Below are 21,955 nucleotides of genomic sequence, written 5' to 3'. Positions count from 1 at the left end.
GTGAGTTTCGGTCTCACCTCTAATACAGGGGTCAAATTCGGGAATTTGCGGCGACAGCACCAAAAAAACGCGCACCGCCTGGTGGGGCGATGCGCTCTGGTGGACGCCTTGCTGCCTGATGGGCGGGCCGCAGGGTCAGTCTCAGGTCATGGGTCTATCGCTCTGGCGTGGTGTGCCCCTTGAGGCGCCTGCCAGACTTGAATCGGTCGAGGGTCGGCGTGCCCTTGGCGCCACCAGGGGTATTCTCGGATTCCCCAGGGGTGATCCCGGTATGGGGAGTGTCGCTGGCGCCAGCGGCGGGGGAGGGACGTCTTGAGGAGCTTTCCTGAAACTTCCTGAGCTGATCCATTACTGATCTCTGCGGCCGATGAGTTGATTCACCGGAATCATTACTCCGCTCTCCTAGCATGCTGTCGATAATAGCGCCGAGCATTCTTTTGAGGCGCCAGAGCGCTCCGAAAATAAGCGAATGATCTGCTCTTCAGTAAGACCCCCAATACGCTTTCGCTGTTGAAGTATCCCTTCAATAATGCGGCGGACTTTCCAGATGTAGAAAGGGGGCCTCTCAATCATGCCGGGGGTCATCGCTGATTGCTGCTCATCAACTGAAGAGTTGCTCCCTGTGCAACGGGTAACCCCATAATGGATCCATCGCTATTTGGCTCTCCGGGAGGTAAACGATTTACCGCGGCGACTGCGCGACTTGGAATACGCCGGCGGCGCTCTTATTTTGGCTTCTCAAGTTCATCGAAGTATCGGTTCCCGATCTCACGAAAGAACGAGCGGCGCATATTCTCCTTCTCAGGAAGAGATGGGTTGGTAACCTTGCCCATCTTCCACTCCCTGCGAGAGAGCGTTTCACGCCCCGGGGTAAACCACAGGTGCAAGTGGGTAATTTTTCGTCCAGGTGGAGGATGCAGCAGTTTTAGGTGCATCCCTGCGTTCTCGAGATAGCCCTTAAACCAGTCGATGCACTCTTGGCGGAAGCGGCTGATTATCTCCCTGGGCGTGTCTTTCGTTTCACTGGGGAGGCTCGCAATAACAGTGCCAAGCGCTGGCGCATCAGAGCGAATCTTTCGCTCAACGATCTTCCCTCCTCGGGCATTCAGGAGATCCACTGAGTTAGCCATGGTCGTTTCAATCCAGACCTGTTACTCCCTGATCGAGTTCCACTCGGCATCGACGGGGGGGACCTCGACCGAGGGGGCGTCCACGTGCCGGGAGTGACTCGGCTCACGTCTTCCCTCGGCGAGCACCGAGGCCAGGGTGCTCTTCTCGCTGGCCGACCCGCGGGGATACCCCCCGCAGGCGGACGAACTGGTAGGTGGGTGTGACCCGTCCGTTGACTGTCGCGATGGGGTCCATCCTACCACTCGGGGGAGGTCCTTTTGGGAGATAACCACGCACCCAAGAGGTAACCCCGCATCGGAGGTAAACTCTTTACAGAATGGAAGTACCTACATAACCCCGCGAAAAGTACCTCTGAGCCACAGGAGGGGGCGCCCACCGCAGGGAGGGGCAGGATCGCTTGTGGGCTGCTGGGTGAACAAGGTAGGCAGGGTCGGCACCCGCAGGAGGGCGTGCATTGGGGGGCAATATCCAGGGCTGGGATGGGCCCACGTATACGAAAGGGGTGAGGTTGCCAAAACTGGACTGTGGTTGGTGACCTTGCCATCGCTGGCCGGCATCGGTTTGCAGCCCGCCGCTCGCAGGTGGGTGTCAGGCAGCTTTTGACCTGGACGGCCCGAACGTCATAGCCAGGCGAGGCGGGGCGACAGCCAACAGGTGGCCAATAGTCAGTCAATAGGCAGTCAATAGGGCGTCAGAAGGCAGTCAATAGGACGTCAGAAGGCAGTCAATAGGACGTCAGAAGGCAGTCAATAGGGCTTCAGAAGGCAGTCAATAGGGCGCCAACAGGCGGCCAATAGCGGCTCAACAGCGTTTCACCGCTGTTTCTCAGCGTCTCAGCCCAGTGTCTCAGTGGTGCGTACCTCGTTCAAATGGCCTGCTCCACGGTCTTCATAGAAATGGAATATCTGGGCCGAATTCCAAGGCGTCCCAAGGTAAGGATTCTCTGGTTCGCCGCTTCATGGATTATAGCGGACGCTGACCACACTTTGGTTTGACCGCTTTCCAATCGTGCCTTGGCTTCAGATTATGCGCGGGATTAAGTGCCTCGTGTGTCTATTCTCGACTGTGAATCAAGCCCCTGCAATTATGCTGTAATGGGCGTGAGGATTTTCATAAGGCACAGGTTTAATGTTTTAATTTCCAGTTTTTGTGCTACTTCGTGTGGCGTGTAATAAGCTTTGAATAATATGATAAGTAAAGAAAAAGGTGGATTGTTGATATTTTATGCTGTTGGAGGCGACGTCTTGCAGGCGAGTTTTTTATAGTTGATTAAATTAATATCATGTTCTTAGTTGGTCTAGATAGTTTGCCCATGATTGAAGCATCTCTCGGCGCTGATCCAGGTATTGAGTGCGGTTATAGGCACGACCATTGGGGTCTCTTACAGTATGCGCTAGCTGTTGTTCAATATAGTTTTCAGGGTAACCGAGCCTCTCCGCAAGGATGGTTCTAGCCATTGCGCGAAACCCATGAACTGTCATTTGATTCTTGAATCCCATTCGGTCAAGAGCCGCTTTCATTGCAACATTGCTCATGGGGCGCTTATTACTGCGTGCACCGGGGAAAACGAATTCCGATCTTCCAGTAAGACCATAGAGATCGCTCAGGATATCCACGGCCTGGGTGGGGAGAGGGACAATCAGGGGTTGTCCGGTCTTGCTGGCCTCAAAGGTCCAGGTGGCGGCCTCCAGGTCGATATCGACCCAGCTGGCCTGGCGTAGCTCGCCCGGACGAGTGAAGACCAGAGGCGCCAGCTTCAGCGCCGCGATGGTGACGGGCTGGCCGCCATAGCCATCAATAGCACGGAGCAGCTCGGCCACCTCTTTGGGATCGGTCAGGGCAGGGTAGTGCTTGGTCTTGCTGGGCCGCAGGGCGCCGCGCAGATCCGGGGTCGGGTCACGTTCGGCGCGCCCGGTCGATATCCCGTAGCGGAAGACCTGGCCGCAAAGCGTCTTGACTCGGTGAGCGGTCTCAACATGGCCGCGCTCCTCGATGCGGCGCAGGCAGGTCAACAGTTCAGCAGCGGTGATCTCGGAAAGCGGTCTTTTGCCGAGGACTGGAAAGGCGTCGCGCTCGAGTCGTCGGCGGTTACGCTGGTAGTGATCAGGCACGACGTCATATTGGTGGACCCGCTCCAGCCATTCCTGTGCCACCAGCTGGAACGTGTTGGCTGCTACCTGTTGTCCGAGCTGGCGCTCGAGCTGCTTGGCCATGCTGGGGTCCACCTCCTCGGCTAACTGCTCCTTGGCCTTGTCGCGCGCTTTTCGCGCGTCCGCCAGCGTTACATCCGGGTAGGTGCCGATCGCGAGTAGCTTTTCCTTGCCAGCAAAGCGGTACTTCATTCGCCAGTACTTGCTGCCAGTCGGTCGGATCTCAAGATAGAGCCCTCCGCCATCGGCCATCCTGGTGGTCTTGTCCTTGGGCTTCGCCGTCTTCACGGCGGTGGCTGACAGCTTGTTGATCTGGCGGCTCATGGGGGACCTCGCAGCGAGCTTGGCAGGTACCCCCATCGTGGGCCGCCTTGCACCTGCGAGGCGACTCAGAAGCCCGGCTGATGCGGTCTGCGGCGAGTTGGGGGTACCAGATTATGGTTTCGACGATGTACCCCCAGATGTACCCCCATCGTTGGGGGTATGTCAAAGGATGACCTGGGAACTCCTGAAACAAGAAAGGGGCCCGGAGGCCCCTGTTCATGCGGTTTCTGGCGTTTCTTGGTAACTCCTGAAACCTGTGGTTGGTGGAGGCGGCGGGAATCGAACCCGCGTCCGCCGACACTCGCCCATTGGCTCTACATGCTTAGTTCCGTCATTTGATTTAACGCCTCGGGCTCCGACGGGCAGGATCCCGAAACGCGATTCCTCCAAAGTTTAGCGATTGACGAGAGGACAGCGCCAACCGCGATCTCACCTATCTTGGCTCGTAGCCCATTGGCAACGGATGAGCACGTCGCCGCCGGGTAGGACTAGAAGCTAGCAGTTTTTACGCTGCCAGCGCGCCCTGAGCGTAGTTTTCGTCGTTTGCGACTATTTAATCGTGATGTTGGATTTACGAGATACATCACGCTCTCGGCATGCACCTCAGGGGTTGTCATCAGCGTCGAAACCATGTCGCCCCCGTAACGCCCCGCCAGTGTACCAAAGATCCGGCGGTCTGTACTACATCTGACGGCTCAGGCGCGGTTTTGTTCCCGCATGACGCGGCCCTTCTGACGCTGCCAGTCGCGGTCCTTCTCGGTGGCGCGCTTGTCGTGGAGCTTCTTGCCCGTCACCAGCGCCAGCTCACACTTCACCCGGCTGCCTTTCCAGTACAGCTTCAGCGGCACACAGGTGTGCCCCTTGTCCTGGGTGCGCGAGAAGATCTTGGCGATCTCCTTGCGGTGAAGCAGCAGCTTGCGCGTGCGCGTGGGGTCCGCCACCTCGTGGGTGCTGGTGGTGTTGAGCGGCATGATATGGCTGCCGAGCAACCAGGCCTCGCCGTTCTTCACCAGAATGTAGGTGTCGGTGAGCTGGGCCTTGCCGGCACGCAGGCTCTTGACCTCCCATCCCGCCAGCACCAGCCCGGCCTCGAAGGACTCGTCGATATGGTATTCGAAGCGCGCCTTCTTGTTCTGGGCGATGGTGTTGTTGCCGGGACCCTTGTCCTTTCCCTTCTTGCTGGCCATGGAACCTCTTGATGTCTGAATCGGTCGTGGAAGCGGTTTCGTAACCGATGCGGCCCGATGTGTAGCCTTCCGGGTCGACGCCAGGCGGTTGCCACGGCGGCGCTGCCCGTCGGTCCCCCTTTCGGCTGTCTCCAGTTCTGCCGGGGAAGCGTGCTACCATTTGAGGCCGAAATAACCGCTCATGATACGCCCTGGGCTTCTGGAAGTCAGCGGAGAGGTCAATGCCAACCGTCAATCGGTCCGCCATGGTGCGGCACACCCCCAAGCAGATGTTCGATCTGGTCAACGATTTCGAGCGCTATCCGGAGTTTCTGCCGGGCTGCCGTCGCGCGCGGCTGCTGGAGAAGGACGAATCGCACCTGATCGGCGAAATGACCCTGGGGCGGGCCGGCATCGAGCAGACCATCGTCACCCGAAATGACCTGCATGAGCCTGACCGTATCGAGCTGTCGCTGGTAAAGGGGCCGTTCAAGCGACTGGACGGGCGCTGGAAATTCATCACCATGGGCGAGAACGTGTGCAAGGTCAGCCTGGAGATGGACTTCGAGTTCTCCAGCCGGCTGCTCGGCATGGCCTTTGGCAAGGTCTTCCAGCAGATCGCGGGCCAGCAGGTGGATGCCTTCACGCGGCGTGCCGATGAGCTCTATGGCCGCTGACAGCGCGAGACCCTCGGCTCCTCGTGTCGAGCCGGCACCTGTCGATCACTCGGCGGGGCCAGATATAAAGGAGGACGCAAGCGACGAGGTGCTTCGCGTGGAAGTGGCCTTTGCCTTGCCGCATAAGCAACGTCTTGTCGCGCTGCGCGTCGCCAAGGGCACGACCGCCAGCGAAGCGCTGGCGTTGGCCGACCTGCCGTCGCTGTTTCCCGAACTGCCTGTGGAAACCTTCAGCGAGGCCAGTCTCGGTATCTTCGGCAAGGCGTTGAAAGAACCCTCACGGCAGATACTGCGTGACGGTGATCGCGTAGAGGTCTATCGACCGTTGAAGATCGATCCCAAGGCGGCGAGGGCAGAGAGGGCGGCTCGTAGCCGCTCTTCCTCCTAGCGACCCTGGGCGGCCGGGGCAGGTGCGTCGCCGTCTGAGCGAAGGCGCTGCGCATGGAAGCGCCTAGGTGTAGAGCCCACCAGGCGTAGAACCAGCCAGGCGTAGAACCAACCAGGGTGGCCGTTGTGGCCACCCTGATGCGTGTTCTCGCTGGCGCCAACGGCTTACTCGCGCTCGGGATCCACGGTGCGGTTGTAGATCGGCTCGATATTGGCTTCGCCCTCGGGGTTATCGTCGCCGCCGCCGCTGGTGGGGCCTACGCCGTAGCTATGCTTGCCTGCCACGTCCGGGTTCATGCTGAAGTCGCCTTCCCGGTCGATATTGACCAGGTTGTTGCCGGCGAAGGTCAGGGTGACGCGTCTTTGCATCACGTCGCCGTAAGCTTCGTCGAGACGGTATACGTAGTCCCACTGGTCGGCGCTGAACGGGGCCTCCAGCAGCGGCGAGCCCATGAGGTTGATGACCTCCTGTCGGGACATGCCGGGGCGCAGCTGTTCGACCATGCTGTTGGTCACCAGGTTGCCCTGTGCCAGGTCGCGCTTGTACACGCTGAAGTAGGTGCAGCCGCTGGTCAGCGCCAGGGCCAGTGAAAGGGTGACAATTCCGGTCAACTTTTGCATTTGCGCCTGTTCTTCACTATCGTGGGGTCGGTCGATCATACCCGACCCTACCTGATACTGCGAAGAGCAACCATGGCCGACAAGAACCATGAATTGCGCAAGGCTGGACTGAAAGTCACTCTGCCGCGCGTAAAGATCCTGCAGATCCTCGAATCTGCCACCGATCAGCACCACCTCAGCGCCGAGGACGTGTACAAGACGCTTCTCGAAGCCGGTGAAGATGTGGGCCTGGCGACGGTGTATCGCGTGCTGACTCAGTTCGAGTCGGCGGGCCTGGTGATCCGACACAATTTCGACGGTGGCCATGCGGTCTTCGAGCTCTCCCAGGAAGAGCATCACGACCATATGGTGTGCCTGGAAAGCGGTGAGATCATCGAGTTCTTCGACGAGACCATCGAGCGTCGGCAGCAGGAGATCGCCGAGGAGCACGGCTTCGAACTCGTCGATCACGCGCTGGTCCTCTACGTCAGACCCAAGGGTTCCAAGGCGACGCGTCAGGAAGGCATCGCCAAGAAGTAACGGATCCCTCTGCGCGTAGCGCTGAGCAAGAGCCTCTGCCCCCGGGCGGAGGCTTTCTCGTGTCTGGAAGATGTGATCAGCGCTGTTCGGCCAGTGGGTACACAAAAGCGCCACGTCCCCGTCAGTTGGGGGCGTGGCGCTTGCGTTGTCGGCTCACTGTAAAATGCTGCTTTTTCTTGCGTACTGCTCTTCAGTAGCGCTTTTCTGTGCTGCCTGGGTTCGCCGGGCCTAGTGGTGCGCCCTTTGGCTTGCGTCGAGCATCTCGCGGGCATGGGCCAGGGTCTGGTCCGAGAGTTTGACGCCGCCGAGCATGCGTGCCAGCTCGCCGACCCGCCCGGCTTCGTCGAGGTGTGCCATGCGGGTGCGGGTGGAATCCTTGCGTGCCTTCTTCTCGATGTGCAGATGGTGGTGGGCCTGGGCGGCGACCTGGGGCAGGTGGGTCACCGTCAGTACCTGGCCGCCCTGGCCCAGTCGCTTGAGCAACTGGCCGACGATCTCGGCGGTGGCACCGGATACCCCGACGTCGACCTCATCGAACACCAGGCTGGGGATGGTGGAGTGCTGGGCGGCGATCACCTGGATGGCCAGGCTGATACGCGACAGCTCACCACCGGAGGCTACCTTGGCCAGCGGGCGTGGCGGCTGGCCGGGGTTGGCGGCGATCAGGAAGCGCACCCGGTCCATGCCCTCTGGGGTAGCGGCATCGCGCCGACTGACGTCGACCTCGAAGCGGGCCTTGCCCATGGCCAGAAACGCCAGTTGCTGCTGGACTTCCTTGCCGAAACGCTTGGCGGCCTTGTGGCGAGCGGCGCTGACGGTCTCTGCCAGGGCACGCCATTCTGCCTTGAGGGCGTCGGCCTTCTCGGTCAGCGCCTCGAGGTCCTCGTCACCGCCCTCCAGCCCCTGAAGTTCTGCCGTCAGGCGCTGGTGCAGGGCGACGATCTCGTCGGGCAGTACATGGTGCTTGCGAGCGATGCGGTGAGCCTCGCCCAGGCGCTGCTCTACCCAGGCCAGGCGCTCCGGGTCCAGCTCCACGTCGGCGACCACCTGATGCAGTTCGCGGCCGGCTTCCTCGAGCTGAATGCTGGCGTCACCCAGCAAGGCGATGGCGTTGGCCAGGGCTCCCTTGTCGCTGCCGGGCAGGGCGGCCAGGTGTTGGCTTGCCTGGTGGAGCAGGGGTAGGGCACCGCCTTCCTCGCCATCGCAGCAGTCGAGCGCGAACTGGGTCTCCGCCAGGCGCGACTCGGCGTGGGCCAGCAGCTCCTGTTCACGTTCGAGCTGTTCGAGCTCGTCTTCGCCCAGGCCGAGTTGGTCGAGTTCTTCCACCTGATAGCGCAACAGCTGGCGACGGGCGCGGATTTCATCGCCGTCGTCGGCCAGCCGTTTCAGTTGTCGCCGGGTGGACTGCCACTCCCGATAGAGCTCGGCCAGTCGGCTCACCGATTCACGGTGGCCGGCCAGGTCGTCGAGCAGGCGCAGGTGGGTGTCCTCGGCCAGCAGGGCCTGGTGGGCGTGCTGGCCGTGGATCTCGATCAGGGTCTCGCCCAGCGACTTGAGGTCGGCGATGGTGGCCGGCTGGCCGTTGATCCAGGCCTTGGAGCGACCGCTTTTAGTGACCACGCGACGCAGCAGGCAGTCGTCATCGGGCAGTTCTCGGTTGGCAAGCCAGGCCCGGGCGTTGGGCAGGTTGGCAATGTCGAAGCGCGCGCTCAGGTCGGCTCTGGACTGGCCGTGGCGCACGCTGCCGGCGTCGGCGCGTTCGCCGAGACACAGGCCCAGGGCGCCAAGCAGGATCGACTTGCCGGCGCCGGTCTCGCCGGTGATGGCAGTCATGCCGCCCTCGAGCTCGAGTTCGAGGTGGTCGACGATGGCGAAGTCCTGGATCGAGAGTTCGGTCAGCATGCGTGCCTCCTGGTGGCGTCACCGAGCGGTGCGACGGTCAGTGCAAGGGTGGCGGTCGTACAGGGCGATGGGTGCGGCAATCGCTCGCGCAATCGCTAGAGCATCGATATGGCGCAATGGATGGGGGTTGGCATTACTGTTTATCCATCCATGTGGTGTCTGTTTATACAGTAGTCCAGGCGCGCCCTCAATGCATCCTTGCGCAGCAACTTCAGTGGTTGCGGGTCAGCGCTGCGGCAAATCCTGGGCCTGCCGGGGAAAGTCTGATCAGGATCTGCGTCTTTCCCCTTGAGATTGTTGTGGCCAACCCCATATACCTCTGCAACCTCTGGTCCCCGGACCAGCCACTGTACAGGCGGTGCTACCGCAATTGTTGGACTTCTTCAGGAGGCTGCACATGGCCAAAGATCCCCAGACCCCGTTGGATGACGAACTCGCTCGCCAGGAGCAGGAAGGCGAGCCGGAGCAGGCGGTCGATGCTGCCGAGGCCGTCGAGGGCGAACTCGAGGACATCGTCGATAAGGCTGAGGATGAGGCACAGGCCGAGGCCGTGGAAGGCGGTGACAACCCCGAGGCCGAGGTGCTGGCGGCCCGCGTCGAGGAGCTCGAGCAGAGCGTGACCGAGGCCAAGGACCAGGCCCTGCGTGCCGCCGCCGAGGCGCAGAACGTGCGCAGGCGGGCGGAAGCCGAGGCCGAGAAGGCGCGCAAGTTTGCGCTGGAGAAGTTCATCAAGGACCTGCTTCCGGTGGTCGACAGCCTGGAAAAGGCGCTTGAGGCCATGGGTGAGGACGCCTCCGAGGTGCATCGCGAGGGTGTCTCCATGACCCTGAAGATGCAGCTCGACGTACTGGCCAAGTTCGGCGTCGAGATCGTCGAGCCCCAGGGCGAGCCGTTCGACCCGCAGTACCACGAGGCCATGGCCATGGTGCCGAACCCCGAGGTCGACCCCAACACCGTCATCGACGTGATGCAGAAGGGCTACGTGCTCAACGGACGCCTGGTGCGCCCGGCGATGGTGGTAGTGAGCCAGGCGGCCGGCTGAAACATCCGGCCCACGGGGCCTGACCGATACGGGTTGTCGACAGGAGTTGAACATGGGGACTTGAAATCGGCGGAGACGCCCCCCAGATAGTCGGCAACCCCGCGGCGAACGCCGCAAGCCAAACTTCAGTTACGCAAGACACGAATTCGAGGATTTCCTATGGGACGCATCATCGGCATTGACCTTGGTACCACCAACTCCTGTCTGGCCGTGCTCGACGGCGACAGCGCCAAGGTAATCGAGAACGCAGAAGGCGCACGTACCACCCCGTCCATCATCGCCTACACCGATGATGGCGAGACCCTGGTGGGTCAGGCGGCCAAGCGTCAGGCGGTGACCAACCCGGAAAACACCCTGTACGCGATCAAGCGCCTGATCGGCCGTCGCTTCAAGGATGACGTCGTCCAGAAGGACATCAAGATGGTGCCCTACACCATCACCGAAGCCGACAACGGCGACGCCTGGGTCGAGGTCAAGGGCAAGAAGCTGGCACCGCCCCAGGTCAGCGCGGAAGTGCTGAAGAAGATGAAGAAGACCGCCGAGGACTACCTGGGCGAAGAAGTGACCGAGGCGGTTATCACCGTGCCGGCCTACTTCAACGACAGCCAGCGTCAGGCCACCAAGGACGCGGGTCGCATCGCCGGGCTCGAGGTCAAGCGCATCATCAACGAGCCGACCGCGGCTGCCCTTGCCTATGGCATGGACAAGTCACGCGGCGACAAGACCATCGCGGTCTATGACCTGGGTGGCGGTACCTTCGATATCTCCATCATCGAAGTGGCCGACGTCGACGGCGAGACGCAGTTCGAGGTGCTGGCCACCAACGGCGACACCTTCCTGGGTGGTGAGGACTTCGACCTCAAGCTGATCAACTACCTGGTCGACCAGTTCAAGGCCGACAGCGGTATCGACCTGTCTGGCGACAACCTGGCCATGCAGCGCCTGAAGGAAGCCGCCGAGAAGGCCAAGATCGAGCTGTCCAGCGCCCAGCAGACCGACGTCAACCTGCCTTACATCACCGCCGACAACACCGGTCCCAAGCACCTCAACGTCAAGGTGACCCGGGCCAAGCTGGAGTCGCTGGTGGAAGAGCTGGTGAGCCGTTCGCTGGCGCCGTGCAAGACCGCACTGTCCGACGCCGGCCTGTCCGCCTCCGAGATCGACGACGTCATCCTGGTCGGTGGCCAGACCCGTATGCCAATGGTTCAGGCCAAGGTCGCCGAGTTCTTCGGCAAGGACGCCCGCAAGGACGTCAACCCGGACGAAGCCGTGGCCGTGGGTGCTGCGATCCAGGGCGGCGTGCTCGGCGGTGACGTCAAGGACGTGCTGCTGCTGGACGTGACCCCGCTGACACTGGGTATCGAGACCCTGGGTGGCGTGATGACGCCGCTGATCGAGAAGAACACCACCATCCCGACCAAGAAGACCCAGGTGTTCTCCACCGCGGACGACAACCAGACCGCCGTGACCATTCACGTGCTGCAGGGTGAGCGCAAGCAGTCCAGCGGCAACAAGTCGCTCGGTCGCTTCGACCTGTCGGACATTCCGCCGGCGCCGCGCGGTGTGCCGCAGATCGAGGTCGCCTTCGACCTGGACGCCAACGGTATCCTCAACGTGTCCGCCAAGGACAAGGCCACCGGCAAGGAACAGTCCATCGTCATCAAGGCTTCCAGCGGCCTGTCCGACGACGAGATCGAGCAGATGGTCCGCGACGCCGAGGCCCACGCCGACGAGGACAAGAAGTTCGAGGAACTGGTGGCGCTGCGCAACCAGGCCGATGGCATGATCCACGCCTCTCGCAAGACCCTCGAGGAAGCCGGCGACAAGGCCTCCGAGGAAGAGAAGCAGGCCATCGAGAGCGCCATCAAGGAGCTCGAGGAAGCGCTGCAGGGCGACGACAAGGACGCCATCCAGGCCAAGCTCGACGCCCTGACCGAGGCCTCCGGCAACCTGGCGCAGAAGATGTACGCCGAGCAGGCGGACGCTGGCCAGCAGGCGGGTGACGCCGACGCTGGCGCCAAGAAGGAAGATGACGTGGTCGACGCCGAGTACGAAGAAGTCAACGACGACCAGAAAAAGCAGTAACCACGACATCTGAACCTCGGATGACGCCAACGCGGGAGCCGGACTCCCGCGTTGGTGTTGCTGAGCGTCGCGACGGAGGCGGACAGACCCATGTCCAAGAGAGACTACTACGAGGTACTAGGTGTCGAGCGCGGTGCCGATCAGAAGGACATCAAGAAGGCCTATCGGCGCCTGGCACAGAAGTACCACCCGGACCGTAACCCGGACGATGACACCTCAGCGGAAAAATTCCGTGAAGTGTCCGAGGCCTACGAGGTCCTGACCGACAGCGAGAAGCGTGCGGCCTACGACCAGTTTGGCCATGCCGGCGTCGACGGCCAGGGCGGTGGTGGCTTTGGCGGCGCCGGGGCTGGCGGCTTCAGTGACATCTTCGGTGATGTCTTCGGTGACATCTTCGGCGGTGGCGGCGGACGTCGTAACCCCAATGCGCCCCAGCGGGGCAGCGACCTACGCTACAACCTCGAGCTTGACCTCGAGAGCGCGGTGGCCGGCACCAGTGTCGACATCCGTGTGCCGCGTCACATCGAATGTGAGCGCTGCGACGGCGAAGGTGCCGAGCCGGGTTCCACCAAGGAAACCTGCCCGACCTGTCACGGACACGGTCAGGTTCGCATGCAGCAGGGCTTCTTTGCCGTGCAGCAGACCTGCCCGACCTGTCACGGCAGCGGCCAGCACATCAAGGTGCCGTGCCACGCCTGTCATGGCGAAGGTCGCGTGCGCGAGACCCGCACCCTGTCGGTGAAGATTCCGGCCGGCGTCGATTCCGGCGATCGCATTCGCCTCAATGGCGAGGGCGAAGCCGGTATCAACGGCGGTCCGCCCGGGGATCTGTACGTGCAGGTCGCGATCAAGCCGCACCATATCTTCGAGCGCGAAGGGCGTCACCTGCAGTGTGAGGTACCGATCAACTTCGTCGACGCCGCCCTTGGCGGTGAGCTCGAAGTGCCGACGCTGGATGGTCGGGTGAAGCTGAAGATTCCGGCGGAAACCCAGACCGGCAAGCTGTTCCGACTGCGCGGCAAGGGTGTCAAGCCGGTACGCGGCGGCCCCGCCGGCGATCTGTTGTGCCGGGTGGTGGTGGAAACCCCGGTCAAGCTCAGCGAGGAACAGAAGGATCTGCTGCGCAAGTTCCAGGACAGCCTGGGTGGCAGCAACGCCCAGCACTCGCCGAAGAAGTCGAGCTTCTTCGACGGGGTGAAGAAGTTCTTCGAAGATATGAAGCTGTAAGTCGCGTACCCTCGGGCCAGGAGTGATCCTGCGCCGACCAGGGCTTAGTGACGATGATCGACCCCCGACGCCTGGCGCCGGGGGTCGGTTTTTTTTGTCGGCAGCACAAGGGCCGTCAGCGGGGCGACGCGCTCGGGCGGTTCTCGTGGGCGCTTCTGATGTGCAGCTTGATTGGGTGGGGCAGAGCTTGTGGACGGCGCGGCTCTTCTGAACAGGGACGATGATCATGAGTGATAGGGATAGGCCCCTGGCGGGCATCGTGCTGCGCATCGCCTCCGGGGTGCTGTTCGCCGCCATGCTGGTCTGCGTGAAGTGGGTGAGCGACGAGGTGCCGTTGGGCCAGGTAGTGTTCTATCGCTCCGCCTTTGCGCTGTTGCCGATCGTGCTGTTTCTGGCCTGGCGTCGAGAGTTTCCGGCGGGGCTGGCGACCCGGCGCCCCTTGGGCCATCTGTTGCGCTCGAGCCTCGGCGCCGCTTCGATGTTTGCCACCTTTGCGGCCCTGGCGCGTCTGCCCGTAGCCGAAGCCACCCTGCTGGCGCAACTGGCACCGGTACTGATGGCGATCGGCGGCGTGGTGTTGCTGGGCGAGCGCCTTACCCCGTCGCGGGCGCTGGCGCTGGTGCTCGCCGTGGGCGGGGTCGCGGTGCTGGTGGTGCCGGATATCGGTAACGCCGACAAGGCCGGCCAATTGTCGGGCTACGCGCTGGGTGTGCTGGGGGCGTCGTTGACCGCTGCGGCGCTGGTCACGGTGCGGCGCATCTCGCGCACCGAGGGGGCCGGTGCCATCGCCTTCTACTTCGTGCTGGCCTGCACCCTGGCGGGCCTGGCGACCCTGCCGCTGGGCTGGGTGGCGCTGCCGACCCAGACGCTGACGCTGCTGATCCTGGCCGGGTTGCTGGGCGGCGCGGCGCACATCTGCATGACGTTGGCGCTGCGCTTTGCCGAGGTGTCGAGGCTTGCCCCCTTCGAGTACATCGCCCTGGTTTGGCCGGTACTGGCCGATCTCTGGCTGTTTGGCCAGCCGTTGTCGAGTGGCTTTCTGCTGGCGCTACCTCTGCTGCTCGGCGGTGCCGCCCTGGCCGCCATGGAAGGTCGTCGCCTGGGGTGGCCGCGCCGGCGCTCGCCGCCCGGGAACGGCTAGGCATGCGTGGGTACGATGAACAGCAACACGCCGTTGCCTGACGCCGAGAGGACATGGGGGATATGATTCTGCGATATATTCGTATTCTCAGAAACGGTGGAAAGCATGGTGGAATCCCGAGCCTTCGTCGAGACCGCATCAGGGCAACGCTTGATCAATCGCCTGTGCAAGCACTGGGCCCACAAGCTCGAGGTGGATGCCGAGAGCGGTCACGTGGTGTTCCCAGGCGGCGAGTGCTGGATGAAGGCGTCCGACTCGCAGCTCAGCGTCGACCTCCAGGCCGAGGACGCCGAGCGGCTGGAGCGCCTCAAGGACGTGGTGGCCAGCCACCTGGAGCGGATGGCGGGCAAGGAGCCGCTCAGCGTCGTCTGGCAGTGAGTTTGGCTGGACGCGATTGGCGCTATAGCCAGCCGGTGCGACGGAAGCGTCGGTAGAGCGCGCCACAGCACAGGACCATCATCCCCAGCGCCAGCGGATAGCCCAGCCGCCAGTCCAGTTCGGGCATATGGGTGAAGTTCATCCCCCAGATGCCGGCGAGGATGGTCGCCACCGCGAAGATCGCCGCCCAGGAGGCCAGGCGCTTGTGCACCTCGCTCTCGTCGATGGCCACCATCGACAGGTTGACCTGGATGGCGGTGATGATGGTTTCGCGAATGGTGTCGATGGCCGCCTCGATACGATGGAGGTGGTCGTAGACGTCGCGGAAGTAGTCCTGGGTCTCGTAGCACAGCGTCGGGACGCGTCCACCGAACAGGTGGGAGCTGGCTTCGGCCAGCGGGGTCACCGCGTGCTTGACGCACATGGTGCGGCGCTTGAGCTGATACAGCCGCTCAAGGCTGGCCCGGGCGCTGCCGCGCACGAAGATCTGGTCCTCGATGCTTTCCAGTTCGGCCTCGAGTTCTTCGAGTACCGGAAAGTAGCGGTCCACGACCACGTCCATCAGCGCATAGAGCACGAAGGCCGGTCCCTGCTTGAGCAGCTCGGGCTCGCGCTCGCAGCGGGCGCGCACGTCGGTGAATCCACGCCCGGAGTGCTGACGTACCGACAGTACATAGCCGGGACCGGCAAAGATGGCCAGCTGGCCATGCTGCACCTCGCCCTGATTGACGCTGATCACCTGGGTGACGACGAACAGAGCGTCGCCGTATTCCTCCACCTTGGGGCGCTGTTCGCCGACCAGGGCATCCTCCACGGCCAGTTCATGCAGCGCGAAGATGTCCTGAAAGGTGGAGAGCTCCTCGGCGTCCGGGTCGTGCAGCGCCACCCAGACAAAGCAGTTCGAGCGCGAGCGGTAGTCATCGATCTCGCCTCTGTCGATGTTGCAAAGACGCCGTCCTTCTTCATACGCCACGCAGTTGACGATCATCGTTGTCCCCTTGCGGTTGTTATCGTGGTTCTGAGGAAAAGGTAGACGCTACGTCGCGGTTGCCGACTGCATGTTGCGCCCAGGCGACCATCGCTGTTCGGTGTTGTGGGCATGAGGGGCTTGGCATTTTGCGTCGGAATAACTATCTTCAAGTGAAGATACTTTTCTTGGAGATAAGTGATATGCAGGTTCCGTCCACCGGGTCGAACGATGCCATCGATCGACTGATGGCGGAGTGGTGCAGGGTTCTCCCGGATCGCGACCCTGGCGACATGGGCATCTTTACCCGGCTGTATCGCGTGCTGAAGCATGTCGACCGTCGGGTTCAGGCGGTATTCCGGCAGCACGGCTTGAAGGAAGGCGAGTTTGACCTGCTGGCGACCCTCTACCGGCGCGACGTGCACGAGGGGCTGACACCGAACGCCCTGTGCGAGGCGGTGGTGCTGAGTTCAGGGGCCATGACCCACCGCCTCGATCGGCTCGCCAGTCGTGGCCTGGTGGAGCGTGTTGCCAACCCTGAAGATCGTCGCAGTGTACTGATTCGTCTCAGTGAGTCGGGAAAGGCCATGATGCCGGCGCTGCTGGACGCCTACCTGGCTGAACTCGCTTCGATGCGCGCCACCCTGGCAGATGATGAGGCGGCAGGCCTGGCGGCTGGTCTACGCCAGTTGCTGTTGGCGCTGGAAGGGGAGGTCAGCCGTGATGACGACTGATTGCCGGGTGTCCAGCGATAGCAGTGTGTGGTGGGCCCACGTCGGGATGCTGGTGTGGGCGACGCTGGTGGGGCTGTCCTTTCCGGCGGTGGGGATGTTGAGTGAAGGGCTTCCGCCACTGTCGCTGACCGCACTGCGCTTCGTGATTGCCGCTCTGGCGGTGTTGCCGCTGGTGTGGGGTGCGCCTGGTCTCCGGCCGAGTCTGGCCGGGCTCGGGCTCTATGGGTTGATGGGGCTCTGTCTGGCGAGCTTCTTCGGCACCATGTTCTGGGCGGCGCACCTGACCACGGCGCTGTCCATGGCCACGCTATTCGTCAGCGTGCCGCTGCTGGCCTACGGCCTGGGCCGGCTGGTGGGGGTCGAGCACCGTGCTTTGGCGCTGCTGGCCTTGCTGGTACTTGGCGCCGTCGGCGCCGTGGGGCTGGCCTGGGCGGAGGCCGGTGGCTCCTTTGCCCGCATGCAGTTCGGCGTGGGCGAAGCCGCCTTCTTCGCTGGTTGCATCGCCTCGGCGATGTATCCGGTGTTGTCCAAATTGGGGTTGGCGAAGGGCTGGCTATCTGAGCACGCGGGGGTGCGTACTCTATGGAGCCTGGTGATGGGGGCACTGCTGATCGGGTTTTCGGGTCTGGTCTTCGGGGATCCTGCCGCGCTGGGCCGCATGACGCTGTTCGATCTGGCAGTGGTGGCCTATCTTGGGCTCTTCTCCAGCGGAATGACCTTCTGGCTGCAGCAGCGGGCGACCGCCATCCTTACCCCGGCGGCGGTTACCGCCTACGGCTATCTGGTGCCCTTTGTGTCGATGCTGTTGCTGTTTGCCCAGGCGCCTGAACGCCTTGCACTCGAATGGCTGCCGGGCAGTCTGCTGGTCGTGCTGGCCATCGCGCTGCTGCTGCGGCGGGACGTCAAGCTGCGCAGCCAGGCGTGAGCAGGCGAGTTTTACTCAGACATCTTTGCATCATTGGGCAAAGAGGTGGGCGGTGTACGGTTTTAGCCTAGTGCGGTGTGGTGGTGGTTATATGAAGCTGTAAAGGTGGGGCAAAGGCGCATCAATGCCAAGGAGCCCCCCCATGCCGTCAGCCAGCCCCCTTCTCGGCGCACAAGCCGTTTCCCCTTGTCAGCAGCCTGGCGACCGCGGCCTTGCCAACGACGTCTTCTCCGAGGCGCTGAGCGAGCGCTACGACCAGCTGGCTCGCGACGAGCGCTACGGCACCTTCACCGGTTCCGTTCTTCACTATCTCAATCTGGAGGAAGATCTGGTCGGCAAGCGTCTTCTTGATGTGGGCTGTGGCAACGGAGCGCTGGCGGCCGAACTCAAAAGCAAGGGCGCGCAAGAGGTGCTGGGTATCGACATCAGCCCCTCTCAGGTCGCGCTGGCCAGCCGGCGCCACCAGGCACCGGGCCTCGGCTTTCGGGTCGAGGACGCCTATCGCAAGCTTGTTCTGCCGGAGGCGCCCTTCGATACCCTGGTCAGTGTCTTCGCCTTCCACTTTATCCAGCACCAGGCCATGCTCACCCGTGCCTGCCGAAACCTGTTCGAGGCGCTCAAGCCCGGCGGTCTGCTGGTGTGGCTCGATATCACCCACGACTATGTGCTTGACCCGGCGCGCATGGATCGCCTCGAGGCGTTGACCAGCTATCGCTACGACCCGGGTGTGGCGCCGGGTGAGCGGCCCCGGCCCTGGAGCCTGGTGCCTGGTCAGGTGCGCGCCGGTGACGACGTCTTGCCGGTGGACCACGTCGCGATCCCTGGTCGCACCGTGGTCAAGACACTGCAGTCGGTCGGCTTCTCCCAGGTCAGGCGCGAGCCGCTGCGCTTCACCGATGCTGAGTCGGCCTGACTGTGGGGCCCCGACGGCTTCAATCACCACCTGTTGGTGGCCCGCCGCTGATCAGCGGGCAGTGGCATTACCGGCCGTTGGCACGGGTAGATCCAGCGTCGAGAGAGAGCGCCTTATCGGTCAGTCGAAAGCAGCCGAGCAGGTTGCGCTGCAGGGCGCTGAAGTTGTCGTCGCTGACCATCAGAAATTCGCCACCGGGCAATCGCGCCAGCCCCTCCATATTGTCGACGCGCCAGCCTTCTCCGGCGGACAGGCTGGCCAGGCGTGTCACCCGTACCCGCGGCGGTGGCAGCAGCTCCACCAGGCTTAAGCTGATGGTCAGCGGACGTGGCGGGGAAAAGGCCCGTTCCAGCGCCAGCAGCCGCGGTGGAGTCTCGGTTGCAGTGTCCTCCAGCGCCAGCAGCTCGGTCAGGGCGCTGTCGGCCGGTGAGGCCAGCGGGTAGCGCCACCGGCGCGTGTCGGTAGCGTTCTCCGCCAGGCTGAACAGAAGGGTGTGTCTGACGCCATCTTGCGCGCTCATGCCATCGGGCGGTGACTCCAGGCCCGCCACCAGCCCGATGCCCGGCACCCGGGTGAGTGCTTCCAGGCTTTCATTGGCACCTGCATCAAGGGTAAGCGGTGAGCGAAGGGCGTCCCCCTCTGGCATCCCGTCGAGAGCGAAACGCTGCACGCGATGATCCTGCTCGAAGCCGATCAGTAGTTCGGTGTTGCCGGTGACGCCATCATCGGCGCCCGCCAGCACCAGCGACTCGGCGTCTGCTGCCTTGCCCTCAAGCGGCGTACCGTCCTGCGCCTTCAATCGGTGGCTGGTGATCGGGCGCAGGTCTACCAGGCGGCCGTGTTCAAGTACTGGCCTTGCCTGGTGTACCCGCCCGCGATCGGATACCAGGTGCAGCAGGTTGTCGTCTGTGTCCCAGGCCATGGCCGAGAGACCACCCAGGGGAACGCTGGTATCGTTTTCGGTGGGACGCCACTGGCTCGGCAGTGCCAGGGTGCCGCACATGCTCAGCCCCGGCTGGGCGGGGGCCTCGCCCTGCAAGCTGGTCGGCTTGACCTGGGCGGTGCAGCCGCCAAGCCACAGGGACGCTGCCAGCGTGCTGATAAGGGGCAATCGGAGCATTTTTCTGAACGGCATGGGGCGGTCCTGTCGGGCGGGAATGTCAGCGTGAAGGCCAGGGCGAGGCAAGAGGGAGCGACGTTGGTATACTGCGCCGAATCCCTTTACATTTTGGCGTATCTACGTTGATCCGCCTGTCTGTTCGAACTCTCGTTTCTCCAGGAGATTGCATGAGCCGTACCGCCCCCCGTATCGCCATCGTCGGCGTCGCCGGCCGCATGGGCCGCACCCTGGTCAACGCCGTGATGCAGGACGACGACGCCGTCCTCGCCGGCGGCATCGTCGAGCCGGGCAGTTCGCTGGCTGGCGCCGATCTGGGCGAGCTGGCCGGCGTCGGCCGCCAGGGCGTGGCGGCGGTGGACTCCCTCGAGGCCATCGTCGATGACTTCGACGTGCTGATCGATTTCACCGCACCCAAGGTGACCCTGGCCAACCTGGCCTTCTGTGCCGAGCATGGCAAGGCCATCGTCATCGGCACCACCGGCCTGTCCGATGACGAGCAGGCCGAGCTCGACGGTTATGCCGAGCGAGTGCCCACGGTGTTTGCGCCCAACATGAGCGTCGGCGTCAATCTGACCCTGAAGCTTCTGGAGACTGCAGCGAAGGCGCTGGGCGACGAGGGCTATGACATCGAGGTCATCGAGTCTCACCATCGTCACAAGGTCGATGCGCCGTCCGGTACCGCCCTGCGCATGGGCGAGGTGGTCGCCGGGGCGCTGGATCGCAACCTCAAGGAGCACGGGGTGTTCGAGCGGGTAGGCCAGTGCGGTCCTCGCGACCCCAAGGAAATCGGCTTCGCCACCGTGCGTGCCGGCGATATCGTCGGGGAGCACACCGTGATGTTCGCTACCGAAGGCGAGCGCATCGAGATCACCCACAAGGCGTCCAGCCGCATGACCTTCGCCCGGGGCGCGGTGCGCGCAGCACGCTGGGTCGCCGAGCGCGAGGCAGGACGCTACGGCATGTCCGACGTGCTGGGCCTGGACTGAGTTTTGTGGGCCTCTGGCGACGTCGGAGGTGGTGTTACCCATGGCAAAGTGCTTGTTCCGGGGTAGTCAGCCCGGCCCAGATGCTGTAACATTCCAAAAATTTTGGCCGGGCCGGGCATGAAAGTGTCGCGTCGAGAGCGTTCAGTACGTCTCTCGTAGCATAGGTGCCGGCTCTGCATTCCGAGCGAATGACAACAAGCGGGATGAAACCGGTCAAACACCGGGTTTCGTCCCGCTTTTTTACGGCCCGGCTCCTTGTGTGCTTGACGCACGATGGGCCGGGTCGGTGCCGAATGGCCTGGCGACAGGTCGCCGACGCCGGCGAGCGTATGGCGGCGGTCGTAGATACCTTGACGAGCTTTGGGAGGACGTAGCGTTGAACAAACCCGCAATCTTGGCCCTGGAAGATGGCAGCGTATTCCACGGCACGGCCATTGGCGCTGATGGGCAGACCAGTGGTGAGGTGGTGTTCAATACGGCCATGACCGGCTATCAGGAAATTTTGACCGACCCCTCCTATTCCCGACAGATCGTCACCCTCACCTATCCCCATATCGGCAATACCGGCATCAATCCCGAGGACGTCGAGTCCGCCAGCATCGCCGCCGCGGGCCTCGTCATCCGCGATCTGCCGCTCGTCGCCAGCAACTTCCGATCTACCCAGAGCCTCTCGGACTATCTCGCCAGCCAGAACGTGGTGGGCATCGCCGACATCGATACCCGCCGGCTGACTCGAATCCTGCGCGACAAGGGTGCCCAGAACGGTGCCATCGTGGCCGGCGACGAGGCCCTGGGTGACGACGCCGAAGCGCGCGCCCTGGAAGCCGCCCGCGCCTTCCCCGGGCTCAAGGGCATGGACCTAGCCAAGGTGGTGTCCTGCAGCGAGCGCTACGTCTGGAACGAGGGCGAGTGGACGCTGGGCAAGGGCTACGCCGATACCGAAGGGGCCGAGCGGCCCTTCCATGTGGTGGCCTACGACTACGGCGTCAAGTTCAACATCCTGCGCATGTTGGCGAGTCGCGGCTGCAAGCTGACCGTGGTGCCGGCCCAGACCCCGGCGTCCGAGGTGCTGGCGCTCGACCCCGACGGCGTCTTTCTGTCCAACGGACCCGGCGATCCCGAGCCGTGTGACTACGCCATCGACGCCATCCGCGAGATCCTCGAGACCGAAGTGCCGGTGTTCGGCATCTGCCTGGGCCACCAGTTGCTGGCGCTGGCCAGCGGTGCCACTACGGTCAAGATGAATCACGGCCACCACGGCGCCAACCATCCGGTGCAGGATCTGGACAGCGGCCACGTGATGATCACCAGCCAGAACCACGGCTTTGCCGCCGACGAGACCACGCTGCCGGATAACCTGCGCGCCACCCACCGCTCGCTGTTCGACGGCACCCTGCAGGGGATCGAGCGTACCGACCGTCCGGCGTTCAGCTTCCAGGGCCACCCCGAAGCGAGCCCCGGCCCCCGCGATGTGGCGCCGCTGTTCGACCGCTTCATCGACATGATGCGCAGCCGTCGCTAAGGCGCCGACACAGACTCCGGTTCATCGTCCAATTTTCT

At 63.1% G+C, this 21,955-nt stretch carries 20 protein-coding genes and 1 other RNA gene; 13 read left to right on the top strand and 8 right to left on the bottom strand.

The genetic code is table 11. The features are described 5' to 3' along the window. Positions 1–725: 725 nt before the first annotated feature. The 4 genes from KUW00_RS19405 to smpB all read right to left on the bottom strand — a co-directional run bounded on the left by KUW00_RS19405 (position 726) and on the right by smpB (position 4,792). Positions 726–1,130 carry a plasmid recombination protein gene (locus KUW00_RS19405; RefSeq protein WP_222569909.1) on the bottom strand — a complete coding sequence of 135 codons (405 nt, stop codon included), beginning with the start codon at positions 1,128–1,130 and terminating at the stop codon, positions 726–728. Between the two features lie 1,281 nt (positions 1,131–2,411). Further along, on the bottom strand, positions 2,412–3,605 hold the full coding sequence (locus KUW00_RS19400) for a tyrosine-type recombinase/integrase (protein ID WP_222569908.1): 1,194 nt from the start codon (positions 3,603–3,605) through the stop codon (positions 2,412–2,414). A 261-nt stretch (positions 3,606–3,866) separates the two neighbouring features. After that, positions 3,867–4,246, bottom strand: a transfer-messenger RNA (tmRNA) gene (gene ssrA, locus KUW00_RS19395). 54 nt (positions 4,247–4,300) lie between these two features. After that, positions 4,301–4,792 carry an SsrA-binding protein SmpB gene (gene smpB, locus KUW00_RS19390; RefSeq protein WP_045992293.1) on the bottom strand — a complete coding sequence of 164 codons (492 nt, stop codon included), beginning with the start codon at positions 4,790–4,792 and terminating at the stop codon, positions 4,301–4,303. Between the two features lie 221 nt (positions 4,793–5,013). Between smpB and KUW00_RS19385 the strand changes: the two genes are divergently transcribed. Together KUW00_RS19385 and KUW00_RS19380 are read left to right on the top strand one after the other, a co-directional pair. Next, positions 5,014–5,448: a type II toxin-antitoxin system RatA family toxin gene (locus tag KUW00_RS19385; RefSeq protein ID WP_045992292.1), complete on the top strand. Its 435-nt coding sequence runs from the start codon at positions 5,014–5,016 to the stop codon at positions 5,446–5,448. A gap of 88 nt (positions 5,449–5,536) precedes the next feature. Beyond that, a complete protein-coding gene (locus KUW00_RS19380) occupies positions 5,537–5,836 on the top strand; it encodes an RnfH family protein (protein ID WP_045992291.1) in 300 nt (99 codons plus the stop codon). 164 nt (positions 5,837–6,000) lie between these two features. On the opposite strand, the gene KUW00_RS19375 is transcribed toward KUW00_RS19380, so the two are convergent. Then, complete coding sequence (locus tag KUW00_RS19375; protein ID WP_045992301.1) at positions 6,001–6,456, bottom strand: outer membrane protein assembly factor BamE; 456 nt, start codon at positions 6,454–6,456, stop codon at positions 6,001–6,003. 72 nt (positions 6,457–6,528) lie between these two features. Between KUW00_RS19375 and fur the strand changes: the two genes are divergently transcribed. After that, complete coding sequence (gene fur / locus KUW00_RS19370; protein ID WP_045992290.1) at positions 6,529–6,975, top strand: ferric iron uptake transcriptional regulator; 447 nt, start codon at positions 6,529–6,531, stop codon at positions 6,973–6,975. 228 nt (positions 6,976–7,203) lie between these two features. Here fur and recN read toward each other — a convergent pair whose 3' ends face one another. Then, positions 7,204–8,877, bottom strand: a complete 1,674-nt coding sequence (recN, locus tag KUW00_RS19365) for a DNA repair protein RecN (RefSeq protein ID WP_045992289.1) — start codon at positions 8,875–8,877, stop codon at positions 7,204–7,206. A gap of 397 nt (positions 8,878–9,274) precedes the next feature. Here recN and grpE point away from each other — a divergent pair, with 397 nt between their 5' ends. From grpE to KUW00_RS19340, 5 genes are all read left to right on the top strand, one after another. After that, positions 9,275–9,919: a nucleotide exchange factor GrpE gene (gene grpE, locus KUW00_RS19360; protein WP_222569907.1), complete on the top strand. Its 645-nt coding sequence runs from the start codon at positions 9,275–9,277 to the stop codon at positions 9,917–9,919. 159 nt (positions 9,920–10,078) lie between these two features. Continuing rightward, positions 10,079–12,004, top strand: coding sequence for a molecular chaperone DnaK (dnaK, locus tag KUW00_RS19355; protein ID WP_108131804.1), 1,926 nt, complete (start codon positions 10,079–10,081; stop codon positions 12,002–12,004). A 90-nt stretch (positions 12,005–12,094) separates the two neighbouring features. Next, positions 12,095–13,231, top strand: a complete 1,137-nt coding sequence (dnaJ, locus tag KUW00_RS19350) for a molecular chaperone DnaJ (RefSeq protein WP_045992286.1) — start codon at positions 12,095–12,097, stop codon at positions 13,229–13,231. A gap of 226 nt (positions 13,232–13,457) precedes the next feature. Then, complete coding sequence (locus tag KUW00_RS19345; protein ID WP_261392278.1) at positions 13,458–14,372, top strand: DMT family transporter; 915 nt, start codon at positions 13,458–13,460, stop codon at positions 14,370–14,372. 105 nt (positions 14,373–14,477) lie between these two features. Continuing rightward, the gene (locus tag KUW00_RS19340; RefSeq protein WP_045992284.1) at positions 14,478–14,750 is read left to right on the top strand and encodes a DUF2218 domain-containing protein; all 273 of its coding nucleotides are present in this window, start codon (positions 14,478–14,480) and stop codon (positions 14,748–14,750) included. A 22-nt stretch (positions 14,751–14,772) separates the two neighbouring features. Here the strand turns inward: KUW00_RS19340 and corA are convergent, their stop codons facing one another. Next, positions 14,773–15,738, bottom strand: a complete 966-nt coding sequence (gene corA / locus KUW00_RS19335) for a magnesium/cobalt transporter CorA (protein ID WP_222569905.1) — start codon at positions 15,736–15,738, stop codon at positions 14,773–14,775. Between the two features lie 182 nt (positions 15,739–15,920). On the opposite strand from corA, the gene KUW00_RS19330 reads away from it, so the two are divergent. The 3 genes from KUW00_RS19330 (at position 15,921) to KUW00_RS19320 (ending at position 18,289) form a co-directional block, all read left to right on the top strand. Further along, on the top strand, positions 15,921–16,451 hold the full coding sequence (locus KUW00_RS19330) for a MarR family winged helix-turn-helix transcriptional regulator (RefSeq protein WP_108450018.1): 531 nt from the start codon (positions 15,921–15,923) through the stop codon (positions 16,449–16,451). Beyond that, positions 16,441–17,376, top strand: coding sequence for a DMT family transporter (locus tag KUW00_RS19325; RefSeq protein WP_261392279.1), 936 nt, complete (start codon positions 16,441–16,443; stop codon positions 17,374–17,376). The genes KUW00_RS19330 and KUW00_RS19325 overlap by 11 nt, the downstream gene beginning before the upstream one ends. Before the next feature lie 142 nt (positions 17,377–17,518). Next, positions 17,519–18,289, top strand: a complete 771-nt coding sequence (locus KUW00_RS19320) for a class I SAM-dependent methyltransferase (RefSeq protein ID WP_222569904.1) — start codon at positions 17,519–17,521, stop codon at positions 18,287–18,289. Positions 18,290–18,356: 67 nt separating this feature from the next. Here the strand turns inward: KUW00_RS19320 and KUW00_RS19315 are convergent, their stop codons facing one another. Further along, positions 18,357–19,424 (bottom strand): esterase-like activity of phytase family protein, encoded by a 1,068-nt coding sequence (locus KUW00_RS19315; RefSeq protein ID WP_222569903.1) that lies wholly within the window; start codon positions 19,422–19,424, stop codon positions 18,357–18,359. Between the two features lie 152 nt (positions 19,425–19,576). Here KUW00_RS19315 and dapB point away from each other — a divergent pair, with 152 nt between their 5' ends. Next, positions 19,577–20,395 carry a 4-hydroxy-tetrahydrodipicolinate reductase gene (gene dapB / locus KUW00_RS19310; RefSeq protein WP_045992279.1) on the top strand — a complete coding sequence of 273 codons (819 nt, stop codon included), beginning with the start codon at positions 19,577–19,579 and terminating at the stop codon, positions 20,393–20,395. A 376-nt stretch (positions 20,396–20,771) separates the two neighbouring features. Then, complete coding sequence (gene carA, locus KUW00_RS19305) at positions 20,772–21,917, top strand: glutamine-hydrolyzing carbamoyl-phosphate synthase small subunit (protein WP_108131794.1); 1,146 nt, start codon at positions 20,772–20,774, stop codon at positions 21,915–21,917. The last annotated feature ends 38 nt before the right edge of the window (positions 21,918–21,955 follow it).

Source organism: Halomonas sp. DP5N14-9, assembly GCF_019802175.1.
Classification (GTDB): Bacteria; Pseudomonadota; Gammaproteobacteria; order Pseudomonadales; family Halomonadaceae; genus Halomonas; species Halomonas litopenaei.
The sequence above is the reverse complement of the archived record's forward strand: the minus strand, read 5'-3'. Positions and strand labels throughout refer to the sequence as shown.

Bases quoted from the DNA above. Each gene is read 5' to 3' on its own strand.
- KUW00_RS19405 (WP_222569909.1), bottom strand. From the start codon at position 1,130: ATGGCTAACTCAGTGGATCTCCTGAATGCCCGAGGAGGGAAGATCGTT.
- KUW00_RS19400 (WP_222569908.1), bottom strand. From the start codon at position 3,605: ATGAGCCGCCAGATCAACAAGCTGTCAGCCACCGCCGTGAAGACGGCG.
- smpB (WP_045992293.1), bottom strand. From the start codon at position 4,792: ATGGCCAGCAAGAAGGGAAAGGACAAGGGTCCCGGCAACAACACCATC.
- KUW00_RS19385 (WP_045992292.1), top strand. From the start codon at position 5,014: ATGCCAACCGTCAATCGGTCCGCCATGGTGCGGCACACCCCCAAGCAG.
- KUW00_RS19375 (WP_045992301.1), bottom strand. From the start codon at position 6,456: ATGCAAAAGTTGACCGGAATTGTCACCCTTTCACTGGCCCTGGCGCTG.
- fur (WP_045992290.1), top strand. From the start codon at position 6,529: ATGGCCGACAAGAACCATGAATTGCGCAAGGCTGGACTGAAAGTCACT.
- recN (WP_045992289.1), bottom strand. From the start codon at position 8,877: ATGCTGACCGAACTCTCGATCCAGGACTTCGCCATCGTCGACCACCTC.
- grpE (WP_222569907.1), top strand. From the start codon at position 9,275: ATGGCCAAAGATCCCCAGACCCCGTTGGATGACGAACTCGCTCGCCAG.
- dnaK (WP_108131804.1), top strand. From the start codon at position 10,079: ATGGGACGCATCATCGGCATTGACCTTGGTACCACCAACTCCTGTCTG.
- dnaJ (WP_045992286.1), top strand. From the start codon at position 12,095: ATGTCCAAGAGAGACTACTACGAGGTACTAGGTGTCGAGCGCGGTGCC.
- KUW00_RS19345 (WP_261392278.1), top strand. From the start codon at position 13,458: ATGAGTGATAGGGATAGGCCCCTGGCGGGCATCGTGCTGCGCATCGCC.
- KUW00_RS19340 (WP_045992284.1), top strand. From the start codon at position 14,478: ATGGTGGAATCCCGAGCCTTCGTCGAGACCGCATCAGGGCAACGCTTG.
- corA (WP_222569905.1), bottom strand. From the start codon at position 15,738: ATGATCGTCAACTGCGTGGCGTATGAAGAAGGACGGCGTCTTTGCAAC.
- KUW00_RS19330 (WP_108450018.1), top strand. From the start codon at position 15,921: ATGCAGGTTCCGTCCACCGGGTCGAACGATGCCATCGATCGACTGATG.
- KUW00_RS19325 (WP_261392279.1), top strand. From the start codon at position 16,441: ATGACGACTGATTGCCGGGTGTCCAGCGATAGCAGTGTGTGGTGGGCC.
- KUW00_RS19320 (WP_222569904.1), top strand. From the start codon at position 17,519: ATGCCGTCAGCCAGCCCCCTTCTCGGCGCACAAGCCGTTTCCCCTTGT.
- KUW00_RS19315 (WP_222569903.1), bottom strand. From the start codon at position 19,424: ATGCCGTTCAGAAAAATGCTCCGATTGCCCCTTATCAGCACGCTGGCA.
- dapB (WP_045992279.1), top strand. From the start codon at position 19,577: ATGAGCCGTACCGCCCCCCGTATCGCCATCGTCGGCGTCGCCGGCCGC.